Origin of the sequence: Sphingomonas sp. (genome assembly GCF_035910975.1) — a bacterium.
Classification (GTDB): Bacteria; Pseudomonadota; Alphaproteobacteria; order Sphingomonadales; family Sphingomonadaceae; genus Sphingomonas.
Window position 1 is genome coordinate 1 of record NZ_JAMHWM010000006.1, and the last position, 12,887, is coordinate 12,887.

The 12,887-nt window shown below is 65.4% G+C and carries 12 protein-coding genes; 6 read left to right on the forward strand and 6 right to left on the reverse strand.

Annotated elements, in window-relative coordinates; all coding sequences use genetic code 11:
- The 3 genes from VYI76_RS01360 to VYI76_RS01370 form a co-directional block, all read right to left on the reverse strand.
- On the reverse strand, nt 1-138 hold a 138-nt coding region (locus VYI76_RS01360), incomplete at its 3' end, for a transposase (protein WP_443018882.1).
- Nucleotides 139-198: 60 nt separating this feature from the next.
- Nucleotides 199-807 carry a flavin reductase family protein gene (locus tag VYI76_RS01365; protein ID WP_326522977.1) on the reverse strand — a complete coding sequence of 203 codons (609 nt, stop codon included), beginning with the start codon at nt 805-807 and terminating at the stop codon, nt 199-201.
- Between the two features lie 4 nt (nt 808-811).
- Complete coding sequence (locus tag VYI76_RS01370) at nt 812-1,741, reverse strand: carbon-nitrogen hydrolase family protein (RefSeq protein ID WP_326522978.1); 930 nt, start codon at nt 1,739-1,741, stop codon at nt 812-814.
- 81 nt (nt 1,742-1,822) lie between these two features.
- On the opposite strand from VYI76_RS01370, the gene VYI76_RS01375 reads away from it, so the two are divergent.
- Both VYI76_RS01375 and VYI76_RS01380 read left to right on the forward strand, forming a co-directional pair.
- On the forward strand, nt 1,823-2,950 hold the full coding sequence (locus VYI76_RS01375) for a cupin domain-containing protein (protein WP_326523035.1): 1,128 nt from the start codon (nt 1,823-1,825) through the stop codon (nt 2,948-2,950).
- Nucleotides 2,951-2,975: 25 nt separating this feature from the next.
- Nucleotides 2,976-3,887 (forward strand): fumarylacetoacetate hydrolase family protein, encoded by a 912-nt coding sequence (locus VYI76_RS01380; protein ID WP_326522979.1) that lies wholly within the window; start codon nt 2,976-2,978, stop codon nt 3,885-3,887.
- Between the two features lie 37 nt (nt 3,888-3,924).
- On the opposite strand, the gene VYI76_RS01385 is transcribed toward VYI76_RS01380, so the two are convergent.
- The 3 genes from VYI76_RS01385 to VYI76_RS01395 are packed head-to-tail and all read right to left on the reverse strand — an operon-like array spanning nt 3,925 to nt 7,276.
- Nucleotides 3,925-4,410: a MarR family winged helix-turn-helix transcriptional regulator gene (locus tag VYI76_RS01385; RefSeq protein WP_326522980.1), complete on the reverse strand. Its 486-nt coding sequence runs from the start codon at nt 4,408-4,410 to the stop codon at nt 3,925-3,927.
- Between the two features lie 47 nt (nt 4,411-4,457).
- Nucleotides 4,458-6,746 carry a bifunctional salicylyl-CoA 5-hydroxylase/oxidoreductase gene (locus VYI76_RS01390; protein WP_326522981.1) on the reverse strand — a complete coding sequence of 763 codons (2,289 nt, stop codon included), beginning with the start codon at nt 6,744-6,746 and terminating at the stop codon, nt 4,458-4,460.
- Nucleotides 6,747-6,793: 47 nt separating this feature from the next.
- Nucleotides 6,794-7,276, reverse strand: coding sequence for a MarR family winged helix-turn-helix transcriptional regulator (locus VYI76_RS01395; protein WP_326522982.1), 483 nt, complete (start codon nt 7,274-7,276; stop codon nt 6,794-6,796).
- A 123-nt stretch (nt 7,277-7,399) separates the two neighbouring features.
- On the opposite strand from VYI76_RS01395, the gene VYI76_RS01400 reads away from it, so the two are divergent.
- The 4 genes from VYI76_RS01400 to VYI76_RS01415 are packed head-to-tail and all read left to right on the forward strand — an operon-like array spanning nt 7,400 to nt 12,815.
- Nucleotides 7,400-8,179: a cyclase family protein gene (locus tag VYI76_RS01400; RefSeq protein ID WP_326522983.1), complete on the forward strand. Its 780-nt coding sequence runs from the start codon at nt 7,400-7,402 to the stop codon at nt 8,177-8,179.
- 4 nt (nt 8,180-8,183) lie between these two features.
- The gene (locus VYI76_RS01405) at nt 8,184-10,310 is read left to right on the forward strand and encodes an indolepyruvate ferredoxin oxidoreductase subunit alpha (RefSeq protein WP_326522984.1); all 2,127 of its coding nucleotides are present in this window, start codon (nt 8,184-8,186) and stop codon (nt 10,308-10,310) included.
- Nucleotides 10,310-11,803 carry an indolepyruvate oxidoreductase subunit beta family protein gene (locus VYI76_RS01410; protein WP_326522985.1) on the forward strand — a complete coding sequence of 498 codons (1,494 nt, stop codon included), beginning with the start codon at nt 10,310-10,312 and terminating at the stop codon, nt 11,801-11,803. The genes VYI76_RS01405 and VYI76_RS01410 overlap by 1 nt, the downstream gene beginning before the upstream one ends.
- A gap of 1 nt (nt 11,804) precedes the next feature.
- The gene (locus tag VYI76_RS01415; protein ID WP_326522986.1) at nt 11,805-12,815 is read left to right on the forward strand and encodes a hypothetical protein; all 1,011 of its coding nucleotides are present in this window, start codon (nt 11,805-11,807) and stop codon (nt 12,813-12,815) included.
- Nucleotides 12,816-12,887: the final 72 nt, after the last annotated feature.

Consider the following 12,887-nt stretch of genomic DNA (forward strand, 5'->3'; position numbering starts at 1 on the left):
GCGCAGCCCGTTGCGGTTGACGAGCACGATTCCGCTCAGCACCCGGCGATCATCGACCCGAGGCTTGCCGCGGCTCTTGGGAAAGAACGGATGCAGGCGCTCCATCTGCTCTTCCGTCAGCCAAAACAGGTCACTCATCCGCAGTATCCTTGCGGAGCCTGAAGCAGATCGCAGCCCTCACATCAATGGGTCCTGACCCTATCGCGATCTGGCGATCGCGATCAGATCCGTCTGGCGTGAATACCATCCAGAACCATGCATGCGGCCCAACAGGTTCATGGCGATACTATCGATATAGTGATGCTCGCGATCAATCAGATATCGATCATCGACATGGGCTTGAACGATGCGGCCGATAACTACGAACTGGCGCTTGCCGGTGGCGATGAGATGCGACGTCACGCATTCGAAAGCGGCGGGAGAACTGGCGATGCGCGGGGGCCGTATCTTCACGCTGGCGCTGGTCTGGATGCCCGCCATCTCGATCTCGCTCCGGTCCGGGGGCACGTCCGCGCAGGTCGCGTTCATGGCCGTTCCGTCCCGTTCGGTGACAAGGTTGACGACGAATTCACCTGTGTCGCGGATATTTGCGGCGGTATCCTTCACACGATCCGCCTCGTGGCGAAGTATTCCAAGCGCGACGGTCGGCGGATCGTCGCCCATCACGTTGAAAAAGCTGTAGGGCGCCGCATTGACCACCCCGGCTGGCGAGCGGGATGTCACCCACGCGATAGGACGCGGGGTCACGCATGCGGTCAGTATCTTGTAACGCGCCTTTTGCGGCAGCGTTTCCATGTCGAACTGCACGGCGTCAGCGCTGTCGCGCGACCGGCGACCGGGACCGCTCATCGACCGTCAGCTGGAAGACGTCGGGGCGCGAATAATGGCCAACGACGTCGAAATCATATTTGCCGCGCACCACGTCGGCCAGATCGATATCGGCGTACAGGATCGTCTCACCGGTAAAGTCCGGCCCGGCCAGCACCTCGCCGAGCGGGCCGACGATCATGCTGCCTCCCCGCATCAGCACGGTCGCGGGATCGCTTCCCAGGGCGCAGTCGTGATCGTCAGGGAAAGCGCCGCGCGTGACATGCTGGCATGCCGACAGGACATAGCACCGCCCCTCCAGCGCGACGTGGCGCATCGACGCCCCCCAGCCGTCTCGATCGTCAGCGGTCGGTGCACAGTAGATGCTGATCCCCTTGTCGTACATCGCCAGCCGCAGCGCCGGCATGTAGTTTTCCCAGCAGATCACCGCGCCGATTCGTCCCAGCGGCGTATCGAACACCGGCATCGTCGATCCATCGCCGAACCCCCAGATCAGACGTTCCGCGCCGGTCGGCATCAACTTGCGATGCTTGCCCACCAGACCACGTGGCCCGTCGATGAACAGCGCGGTGCAGTACAACGTGCCGCCGTCGCGTTCCAGCACGCCGATGACGACGAACATCCCCGTTTCGGCCGCCGCCTTCAGGATTTCGGAAAGCTCGGGGCCGTCAAGGTCGATCGCACCGGCATGATAGCGTCGATAGGCGTCGCGCCCCTCCTGGGTGCGCATGCCGACCGGGGCGCCGAACGATGCGCCTTTGGGATAGCCGCCGATGAAGACCTCGGGAAAAACAGCCAGACGCGCATCCCGCTGCGCCGCCTCACGGATCAGCCGCGCGGCCTTTTGCGCCGATGCCTCGGGATCATATGGCACCGACGCCGCCTGGATTACCGCCGCTCTGTATCCGCTCACAACGTCATCTCCGCTCCATCCCGGATTGACATCCGCCCACGATATATTTTAAGCTTATAACAATAGCGGCGGAGGTTGTCTATGGGTGTCGAGGGGTATGACCAGTATCGTGAGGACCGGATCGGCCGCGCGAACGTGGCCGACACCGACGAACTTGTGCGCTTCTATCGCGACCTGGAAAGCCAGCATGCCGGCGCCCTGTGGACGGTCGCCAACAAGATCGAGCCATGGGAGCCGCAAAGCCAGTCGCAGCCCGTGATCTGGCATTATGACCGACTGCGCGACCATGTGATGCGTGCGCTGGAACTGGTCACGCCAGAGCAGGCCGGTCGCCGGGTCGTCTATCTCGCCAACCCCGGTCGAACGGAGATGACGGCCGCCGTGGGCTGGCTCTATTCCGGCATCCAGGTGATGGGGCCGGGCGAACTGGCGTCGAGCCACCGCCATTCGGCGTCCGCGCTTCGCTTCATCATGGAAGGGGCCGGGGCGTTCACCAACGTCGACGGGCACAAGATGACGCTGGGACGCAACGATTTCGTGCTTACGCCCAACGGGACCTGGCACGAACATGGCGTCGCCGAGGACGGCACGGTCTGCACATGGCAGGACGGGCTGGACATCCCGTTGATGAACGCGCTGGACGCGAATTTTTATGAGGTTCATCCGGATCTGCAGCAGGCGATCAGTTTTCCGATCGACGATTCGACCGCGACGTGGGGCAATGCCGCGCTGAAGCCGGCCGGCGAGAGCTGGTCGCGACGTTATTCGCCGCTGCTGAAATATGAGTGGGAACCGACATATGAGGCGCTGTGCAAATTCGCGCGGGTGACCGACGGGTCGCCCTATGACGGCGTGCACATGGACTATGTCAATCCGTTCACCGGCGGGCCGCCGATGTCGACGATGGGCGCGTCGATACAGCTGCTGCGCCCAGGAGAACATACCCGCGCGCACCGCGAGGTCGGATCGTTCGTCTATCAATGCGCAAAGGGGGCCGGCCACTCGATCATCGCGGGGAAGCGGTTCGACTGGAAAGAGCGCGACATCTTCGTCGTGCCGTCATGGATGTGGCACGAACACGCGAACGCATCGCCGACAGAGGACGCGTGCCTGTTCTCTTTCCACGATTTGCCCGTGATGCACGCCCTCGGCCTCTATCGGGCCGAGGGGCTCGCGGAAAACGGGGGCCATCAGCCGGTACTTTCCTGATCGCTCGTATCCAGAAAGGAATGCAATGCGTCTCGTTACCTATCGCGCTTCCGTCGAGGCCGAGGCCCGGATGGGCGTGATCGTCGATGATCTGGTGATCGACGTGGCCATGCTCGGCGATCGCGCGGGCGTCCCGCTTCCCTCGCGGATGCTGGATTTCATCGAACTCGGCCCTGTCGCGTTGAGCGAGTTGAAGCGACTTATCGACGAAGCGGACGGCCGCTGGCCGGTCGCAGGCGCGCCGCCGCTGTCGAACGTCACGCTGCTGGCGCCCATTCCGAGGCCTCGCAAGAACATCTTCGGCATCGGCCTGAACTATGTCGAGCATGTCGCCGAAAGCGCGAAATCCCTCGACACCGCCAAGGATCTGCCCAAGCAGCCGGTCATCTTCTCCAAGCCGCCCACCAGCGTCATCGGGCCGGGCGATCCGGTCGTTCACCGCGCCGGCATCACCCAGCAACTCGACTGGGAAGTCGAACTCGCCGCGATCATCGGCCGCCGCGCATCGCGCATCGAGACCGCCGACGCCCTGAATTACGTGTTCGGCTATACCGTCTGCATCGACATGAGCGCCCGCGACAACCGGCGCGCGGGGCAGTGGATCTACTCCAAGGGGCAGGACAGCTACGCCCCGATGGGGCCGTGCATCGTCACGGCGGACGAAATCCCAGATCCCCAGACCCTCGATCTCTGGCTGACCGTCAACGGCGTCGAGAAGCAGCGGTCGAACACCCGTCACATGCTGTTCGCGGTCGATTTCCTGATTTCGGACATCAGCCAGGGCATAACGCTGGAGCCCGGCGACATCATCGCGACCGGAACGCCCGAGGGGGTCGGCGCGGGCCGCGATCCGCAGGAATGGCTATGGCCGGGCGACGTGATCGAGGCGGAGGTGGCTGGCATCGGCCGCCTGCGCAATGCCGTCGTCGCGGGCTGAACGCTGGCGGAGCCGCGACGGCGCCGCTGGCCCGGCTTCAGCTCTCGACGCTTTCGGCGCCTATTGATGCCTTGAGCGTCGCGAGCAACCGATAAAGTGCCAGCTGGTCCGCGCGCGGCATCCCGGAGAACATGGCTTTGATCCATTCGTGATGGGCGGACGCGAGATCGGCGAAATGCGAGCGCCCCTCCTCCGTCAGCGCGACGATCGACGAGCGCTTGTCGTCGGCCGCCAGGCGAGTGCTGACCAGTCCGGCGTGTTCGAGTTGACGGACGACCGCGGTAACGTTGCCGTTGGACACCAGTAGCGCCCGCGACAGTTCGCCCATTCTCACCCCGGTAGGCTGGCGTTCGAGTACCGCCATGACGTCGAACCGCGGCAGAGTGGTGTCGAACTGATCGGTCAGGCGGCGCCGCAATCGCTTTTCAATGATCGTCGTACAGCTCAGCAGTCGCAGCCACACCCGGACGTCGGTTTCTCCGGCCAGAGCGCCGTCATGCTTCTCTCGAATCTTCGGCGGCACGAAATAGTCCCCTATCTGCCCGGCGATCGTAGCACGAAGATGCGCGATCAGGCACCCTGCGTGAATATACGCTCCAGTTGCGCCTGCCCCAGACCATATGCCGGGGGGACCGCGACGTTGCGGTAACGGGCTTGCGCGGCGGCTCGCAGTGTCCACGCCGGATCGGCGAGGTGTGGCCTGCCCAGCGCCACCAGATCGGCCCGGCCGGCAGCCAGGATCGCGTTGACGTGATCCGCCGAATAGATGTTGCCGACCGCCATCGTCACGCACCCGCCCTCGTTTCTGATGCGATCCGAAAGGGGCGTCTGGAACATGCGGCCGTACACCGGCTTCGCCTCGGGCGAGGTCTCGCCGGCCGACACGTCGATCAGGTCGGCGCCGGCATCGCGCAGGGCCTGCGCGATCCGCACAGATTCGGCCGAGGTCACACCCGCCGGCCCCATCCAGTCATCGGCGGAAATGCGCACCGCGATCGGACTGTCAGATCCCCAGGCCGCCCGGACCGACCGCAACACCTCCAGCGGGAAGCGGAGCCGGTTTTCCAGCGACCCGCCGTAATCGTCCGAGCGCAGGTTCATCAGCGGCGTGATGAACCCGGACAACAAAAAGCCATGGCCGAACTGAAGGTCGATCATGTCGAATCCCGCATGCCGCGCGCGCGACGCCGCACTGGCGAAATCGTCGCGAACCCGGATCATGTCCTCGCGGGTCATTTCCGTCGGCGTCCGGCCAGCGGCGCGGAACGGCCGGCCCGATGCGGCAACCAGCGGCCATCCGCCTTCCGCAAGCGGGCGATCCGGATCGCCGCCCGGTTCGGTCGCGCCGCGCGCGCCGGCGTGACCAAGCTGGATCGCGATCTTCGCCGCACTACAGCCATGGACGAAATCGACGATGCGTTTCCATGCCGCGGCCTGCGCATCGTGATGGATGCCGGTGCATCGCGGCGTTATCCGTCCGTCCGGCGACACGGCCGCCATCTCCGTCATGACCAGCCCGGCACCGCCCATCGCCCGCGCACCATAATGCACGAGATGGAAATCCGTCGGCACCCCGTCCTCATCCGCCGCATAGGTCAGTATCGGCGACACGACCACGCGGTTCTCCAGCCGCATGCCGCGCACCTCGAAGGGCGTGAACATCGGCGGCACCGTGGCGGCATCGGCCGTCCCGTCGCGCGCGAACCAGCGCTCGATCCGGCCGAGCCAATCGGGGTCGCGCAGGCGCAGGTTCTCGTGGCTGATGCGTTGCGACCTGGTCAACAGCGAATAGGCGAACTGCTCCGGCGCGAAATCGACGTAGCGGTCCAGCGTCTCGAACCACTCGGTCGAGTTACGCGCCGAGTTCTGTATCTTCAGAACCTCGACGTGGCGCTCCTTCTGATATTCGCCCAGCGCCGCGCGCATCGCCGGCCGATTGGCGGTGACACCCGGACGGCTCATCACCTCCGCAAGCTTGATGGCGTCCTCCAGCGCGAGCTTCGTGCCGGACCCGATCGAGAAATGCGCGGTATGCGCGGCATCGCCCAGCAGGACGACATTATCGAACGACCAGTTGCCACAGAGTATGCGCCGGAAATTGATCCAGGCCGCCGAACCGCGCAGGTGAGCGCCGTTGGTCAGCAGCGGTTGCCCGTCCAGATGCCGGGCGAAGATGCGCTCGCAGGTCGCGATCGTCTCCTCCGGCTCCATCCGGTCGAAACCGATGCCTGCCCATGTCGCCTCGGAACATTCGACGATGAACGTCGAGCGTGTTTCATCGAAGCGATAGGCATGCGCCCAGATCCAGCCATGGGCGGTTCGCTCGAACAGAAAGCCGAAGGCGTCGAACAGGCGCGGCGTGCCCAGCCAGATGAACTTGTTCGCCCGGACGTCGATGTCGACATCAAACCGGTCCGCATGGTCGGTGCGGATGCGGCTGTTGATGCCATCGGCCGCTACTACCAGATCGTAATCGGCCCAGGCGGAAAGATCGGCGTCGAATTCGGTTTCGAACCTCAGGTCGACGCCCAGCGCGCGCGCACGGTCCTGCAGGATATTGAGCAGGTGCTTGCGACCGATGCCGATGAAGCCATGCCCGCCCGATCGCTCTACGGCATCGCCGATCACCACCTCGATGTCGTCCCAGTGGCTGAACCCGGCGGAGATGGTCGCGGCGCTCACCGGATCGTTGGCGCGCAGATTATCGAGCGTCTGATCGGAAAACACCACGCCCCAACCGAACGTGTCGCCAGCCTTGTTGCGTTCGGCCACCACGATCTCGTGCTCAGGATTCCGCAGCTTCATCGAAATCGCGAAATAGAGCCCGGCAGGACCGCCGCCCAGACATACGACCCGCATGGCCACCTCCTAAATTATTTTATATTTAAAGTTTATACGCGGTCCGATCAAGTCATGTCTTTGGATGATTCGTCGATCAGGCTGTCATGAAGCTGCTCGAGCGTCGCCAGCAGCCGATCAAAGGCATCGCCGTCGAGATCGCGGGTCACCATGGCATAGACCGGCGCGGTGGTCGCGCGCGCTTCCGCCAGTCTGGCTTCGCCGGCAGCTGTCAGCATGACGCGGGTCACGCGCGCGTCATCGGGTGACGGCGACACAGCGACCAGATCGGCAGCGACCATGCGCTGGATGATGCGCGTCATCGTGGACAGCGGGATCACCGCGGCATCGGCAATATCACGCACGCCGCGTGGCGAAGCCTCGCCCAGGACCATCAGCACCCGCCAATAGGGAATGTCCAGCCCGATCGCGCGCAGCCGCGGTTCGATCACCCCATTATATCGGCTCACCAGGCGGTTGAGCAGAAAGAACGGGTATTTGCTCACCTGAAACCCGGGGTTGCCGGGATCGCCCAGGGCCTTGTTGTCCAAACCACACTCCTCGATCCAGACAAACGTATCGCGTATCGCCGGTCCGGAAAACCATAAACTTGCATATGCACGTTTTGTGTGACACCCTTCGAGTCGCATCACAGTGTGGATCGGGAGCTATCGATGGTGACGACATTGCTCACCCAACTGGCCAACGCGATTGCCGGCAACGCGATCACCGTCGTCGACCTGACCCAGCCGCTGTCGGAGGACACGCCATTGCTGGTGTTGCCCGAACCGTTCGGACAGACAGCCGCGTTCAGCCGACAGGAAATCTCGCGCTACGACGATCGGGGCGTCGCCTGGTACTGGAACAATTTTACGGTCGGCGAACATACCGGCACGCATTTCGACGCGCCGATCCACTGGGTTACGGGTCGCGACCTGCCGGACAACACGGTGGACACAATCGATCCGGCGAATTTCATCGCGCCGGCGGTCGTCCTCGATTGTTCTGCGCAATGCGCCGAAAATCCGGATTTCGTGCTGACACGCGAGACGATCCAGGCCTGGGAAACGGTCCATGGCCGGATAGAGCCGGGCAACTGGATCTTTTTCCGTACCGACTGGTCGAAGCGCGTCGGCGACGCCTACACCAACCGGCGGGATGACGGCGCCCATACGCCCGGCCCCGACCCGGAGGCGTGCCGTTTCCTGATCGAGGATCGCGATGCGCATGGCTTCGGGGTGGAGACGATCGGCACCGATGCCGGGCAGGCCCATCTTATGGACCCGGCCTATCCGGCGCACACCCTGTTCCACGGCGCCGGGCGATATGGCCTGCAGTGCCTGCAGAATCTTGACAAGCTGCCGCCGAAAGGCGCGCTGATCGTGTCGGCACCGCTGAAGATCGCCGGCGGGTCCGGCAGCCCGCTGCGCGTGCTGGCGCTCGTCGAGGGCTGACGCGATGGCCGAACGTTCGTTCAAAAGGGAGGTCGAGCAGCTTCGCCTCGGCGCGGGCGAGGTGTTCGAGGGCGAAGGTATCCTGGCCGTCACCAAGGCGCTGTTGCAGGCGGGGGTCGCCTATGTCGGCGGCTATCAGGGATCGCCGATCAGCCACCTGATGGACGTATTTTCGGACGCCGACCCGCTGTTGCGCGAGTTGGGCGTCCATTTCGTGTCGAACGCGAGCGAGGCGGCGGCCGGCGCCATGCTGGCGGCATCCGTCAATTACCCGCTGCGCGGGGCGGTGGCGTGGAAATCGGTGGTCGGCACCAATGTTGCGTCCGATGCGCTTTCCAATCTCGCGTCGGGCGGCGTGACAGGCGGGGCGCTGATTATCGTCGGCGAGGATTACGGCGAAGGCTCGTCGATCATGCAGGAACGCACACACGCCTTTGCGATGAAATCGCAGATGTGGCTGCTGGATCCGCGTCCCAACATGCCGTCCATCGTCGACATGGTCGAGCACGGGTTCGAACTGTCGGAAGCGTCGAACACGCCGGTCATGATCGAAATGCGGGTTCGCAGTTGCCATATGACCGGCAGCTTCGTCGCGCGCGACAATCGCCGGCCGCCGATGACGGTGGGGCAGGCCGCGGCCAATCCGCGCCGCGATCTCGACCGCATCGTGCTGCCGCCGGCGATCTTCGCGCACGAGATAGAGAAGATCGAGCATCGCTGGCCGGCAGCCCTCCGTTTCATCGTCGATCGCGGACTGAACGAATGGTTCGGACCGGAGAAGGACGACATCGGCATCATCGTCCAGGGCGGGCTCTACAACACGCTGAACCGCGCGCTGGAAATGGCCGGGCTGTCCGATCCCTATGGCGCCGCGGCGATCCCGATCTATTGCCTGAACGTCACCTATCCGCTGGTGCCTGACGAGGTTCGTGCGTTCTGTGCAGGGAAAACGGCGGTGCTGATACTCGAGGAAGGGCAGCCCGAGTTCATCGAGCACGAGCTGAACACGCTGGTCCGCCGCGCGGGACTGGAAACCCGGATCGTCGGCAAGGACGTCATGCCACGCGCCGGCGAATATTCGGGCCAGGTGTTGCGCGACGGTGTCGCCGCGTTCCTGCGTGCGCATGCGCCCGATCGCGCCCCGGCTGTCCCGCCACCGGTTGTGCCGGACCCGGAACTCGCCAGCACCGTCCCCGGTCGGCCGGCGGGCTTCTGCACCGGCTGCCCGGAACGTCCGATCTTCTCCGCCATGAAACTGGTGCAGCGCGAACTGGGCGAGCTTCACGTCTCCGCCGACATCGGGTGCCACCTCTTTTCGATCCTGCCGCCCTTCCACATCGGCAACACGACGATGGGCTACGGCCTCGGCACCGCCGCCGCGTCGGCATTCAGGCCGGAGGGCAGACGCGCGGTGGCGATGATGGGCGACGGGGGTTTCTGGCACAACGGGCTGACGTCCGGGATCGGCAACGCTGTCTTCAACCAGGACGAGACGGTAACGATCATTGTCGACAACGGCTATTCGGCGGCGACCGGCGGCCAGGACATCTTGTCGTCGCGCGCGCCAAGCGAGACCCGGACGACCAATCACCCGATCGAAACGGCGGTGCGCGGCATGGGCGTCAAATGGGCGCGCACGCTGAACCGCACCTATGACGTGGCGCGGATGCGCGACACGCTGAGAGAAGCGCTGACCAGCACGGACACGGGGCCGAAGGTGATCGTTGCCCGGTCGGAATGCATGCTGAACAAGCAGCGCCGCGAAAAGCCGCTGGTCGCCCGCGCCGCCAGGGCGGGAAAGCGCGTCGTTCGCGAACGCTTCGGAGTCGACCCGGATACCTGCACCGGCGATCATGCGTGCATCCGTCTGTCCGGGTGCCCTTCGCTCAGCATCCGGCCCAATCCCGATCCACTCCGCGCGCATCCGGTGACGCATATCGACGACAGTTGCGTCGGATGCGGCAATTGCGGCGAGGTCGCCCATGCTGCCGTCCTGTGCCCATCCTTCTACAAGGCGTCCATCGTGACCAACCCGAGCCGCTGGGATCGGGCACGGGCAAGCATGCGCCGGTCGGTGATCGGCTGGCTGCAACGCCGGGATGCGCGCACCCTGGCGGCAAGGGCGTTCTGATGATCCCCGCCGATCGCGATCGCATTACCGTCGCCATCCTCGCCCTTGGCGGCGAAGGGGGCGGCGTGCTGGCCGACTGGATCCTGCGGATGGCCGCCGACAACGGCTATGTCGCACAGGGCACGTCGGTGCCCGGTGTCGCGCAACGCACGGGATCAACCGTCTATTATATCGAGATGATCCGGCGCGGGGCGGGTGGCGCGAACCGGCCCGATCCGGTGCTGGCGATGATGCCGGTGCCGGGCGACGTCGATATCGTGATCGCTTCCGAGCTGATGGAGGCCGGCCGGGCGATTCTGCGCGGATTTGTGAGCACTGACCGCACCACGCTGATCGGATCGACCCACCGCGTCTATGCGATCGCCGAGAAATCGGCGCCTGGCGACGGAACGGCCGCGGGGCAGCGCATTCTCGATGCCGCCCAGCGGCGATCGGCGCGCTTCATCGGGTTCGACATGGCGGGCGCGGCCGCCGCGTCGCGCAGCGTCATCAGTTCGGTGATGTTCGGGGCCCTGGCCGGCAGCGGCACCTTGCCCTTCGCACGGGAAGCGTTCGAGGGCGCGATCCGCCACGGCGGCAAGGCGGTGGATGCCAATCTCGCGGGCTTCGACCGGGGCGTAACACTCGCCACTACCGGAGACGCCGATCCCGCCGATCCCGCCGCGCCCCCGCGGCCGACCACCGCCGCGGGTCGCGCGTTGCTGGAACGGATCGAGGCCGAACTCCCGCGCGCGGCGTGGCCCGATGCGACGCACGGCGTCCACCGGCTGATGGATTATCAGGATCGCGCCTATGCCGATCTCTACCTCGACCGGCTAGCCGACATCGCCGCGCTGGATGGCGGCGACCAGACGCTGACGGCCGAGGTCGCCCGGCATCTGGCGCTGTGGATGGCGTATGAGGATACGATCCGGGTCGCCGACCTGAAGGTGCGCGCGAGCCGTAGCAACCGCGTCGAACGCGAAGTGCGGCTGGCGCCCGGCCAGGTGCTGCACGTCACCGAATACATGCATCCGCGATTGCAGGAGGTGGCGGAAACGCTGCCAGCGTGGGCCGGGCGGCCCATGCTGCGCCATCCCGCGCTGCGCCGTTGGCTTGAGCCGAGGTTCGCGCGAGGGCGGCATGTGCGGACGACCGGCATGCGATGGTTCATCGCGCTGCGCTGCGTCGCCGCGCTTCGCGCGATCCGGCGCTCGACCTTGCGCTTCGCCGACGAACAGCAGCGGATCGACGACTGGCTGGACCTGATCCGCACGACCGCCATGGCCGATCGCGCCGCGGCGGCCGAACTTGCCCGCTGCCAGCAGTTGATAAAGGGCTATTCCGATACGTTCGATCGCTCGCTCGCCAATTTCGCGACGGTGATCGCGACCGCGCGAACGCTTGTCGGTCGGCCGGATGCGGCGGCGGTGATCGCGCGGCTCCGCGCCGCCGCTCTGGCGGATGAAAAGGGCGCTGCGCTGGCCTGCGCGGTGCGGGAGGCGGCCGTCTGACATGCTGCGGCTGTTGGCGCTTCTGATCGCATGCCTAGCGCTGTCAGCGCCCGCCACTGCGCGCGAACCTCGCCCTCTCAAGATCGCGCGGCAGGGAAGCTTCTTCATCGGCGGGCAGGACGTGCAATCCGACACGCTGGGCGAGATCAAGCCGTTCCCGCAATCAGGACACGTGACCGTCGACCAGGTCTATGTCCGCTACCAGATACCGGTGCGCGCCCGACGTGCGGCGATGGTCCTGCTCCACGGCTGTTGCCTGACCGGCGTATCGTGGGAAACCACGCCCGATGGGCGGGCTGGCTGGGATGAGTGGTTCGTGCGCGCCGGACATCCCGTCTATGTGATGGATCAGGCATGGCGCGGTCGGTCGGCGATCGACGTCACCGCGATCAACGCGGTTCGCGACGGACGGCGGCCGCCGTCGGCGCTGCCGGTTGCGACCGCGGCGTCGCGCGAGACCGCCTGGCGCATCTTCCGTTTCGGGCCGGCATACGGCGAAACCTATCCCGGCCTCCAGTTCCCGGTCGAGGCGCAGGAGGGGCTGTGGCAGCAGATGGTGCCCAATTTCGCGCGTGACGGCGACGAGCCGTCGCCGACCATCGCCGCCCTGCAGCTGCTGGGCGAGCGGATCGGCCGCGCCGTGATCGTCAGCCATTCGCAATCCGGCATCTATCCGTTCGAGGCAGCGCTGCGCGGCGGCGCGTCCGTTGCCGGAATCGTGGCGATAGAGCCGGCCTCCTGCCCAGCGCCGGATCGCGACCTCTCCTCGCTGCGCGGCATCCCCGTGCTGGTGCTGTTCGGCGACTACGTCGCGCAATCGGATCGCTGGGCGCCGCGCCGCGAAGCGTGCGCTCGGTTTGTCGAGGCCGCACGCGCGGACGGGGTGCGCGTGGAACTGGTGGACCTTCCAGCTTTCGGTATACGCGGAAACTCGCATATGATGATGCAGGATCGGAACAGCCACGACGTCGCAGCCGTCATCGATCGCTGGCTGCGCGGCCACGGCCTGTAGATGTTTCAAACTTGAAATAATAATCGTGTAGCGCTAGTCGTCGGGCATTTCATATCGAGGACCGGATCGTCC

Bases quoted from the DNA above. Each gene is read 5' to 3' on its own strand.
- VYI76_RS01415 (WP_326522986.1), top strand. From the start codon at position 11,805: ATGCTGCGGCTGTTGGCGCTTCTGATCGCATGCCTAGCGCTGTCAGCG.
- VYI76_RS01405 (WP_326522984.1), top strand. From the start codon at position 8,184: ATGGCCGAACGTTCGTTCAAAAGGGAGGTCGAGCAGCTTCGCCTCGGC.
- VYI76_RS01410 (WP_326522985.1), top strand. From the start codon at position 10,310: ATGATCCCCGCCGATCGCGATCGCATTACCGTCGCCATCCTCGCCCTT.
- VYI76_RS01390 (WP_326522981.1), bottom strand. From the start codon at position 6,746: ATGCGGGTCGTATGTCTGGGCGGCGGTCCTGCCGGGCTCTATTTCGCG.
- VYI76_RS01400 (WP_326522983.1), top strand. From the start codon at position 7,400: ATGGTGACGACATTGCTCACCCAACTGGCCAACGCGATTGCCGGCAAC.
- VYI76_RS01380 (WP_326522979.1), top strand. From the start codon at position 2,976: ATGCGTCTCGTTACCTATCGCGCTTCCGTCGAGGCCGAGGCCCGGATG.
- VYI76_RS01375 (WP_326523035.1), top strand. From the start codon at position 1,823: ATGGGTGTCGAGGGGTATGACCAGTATCGTGAGGACCGGATCGGCCGC.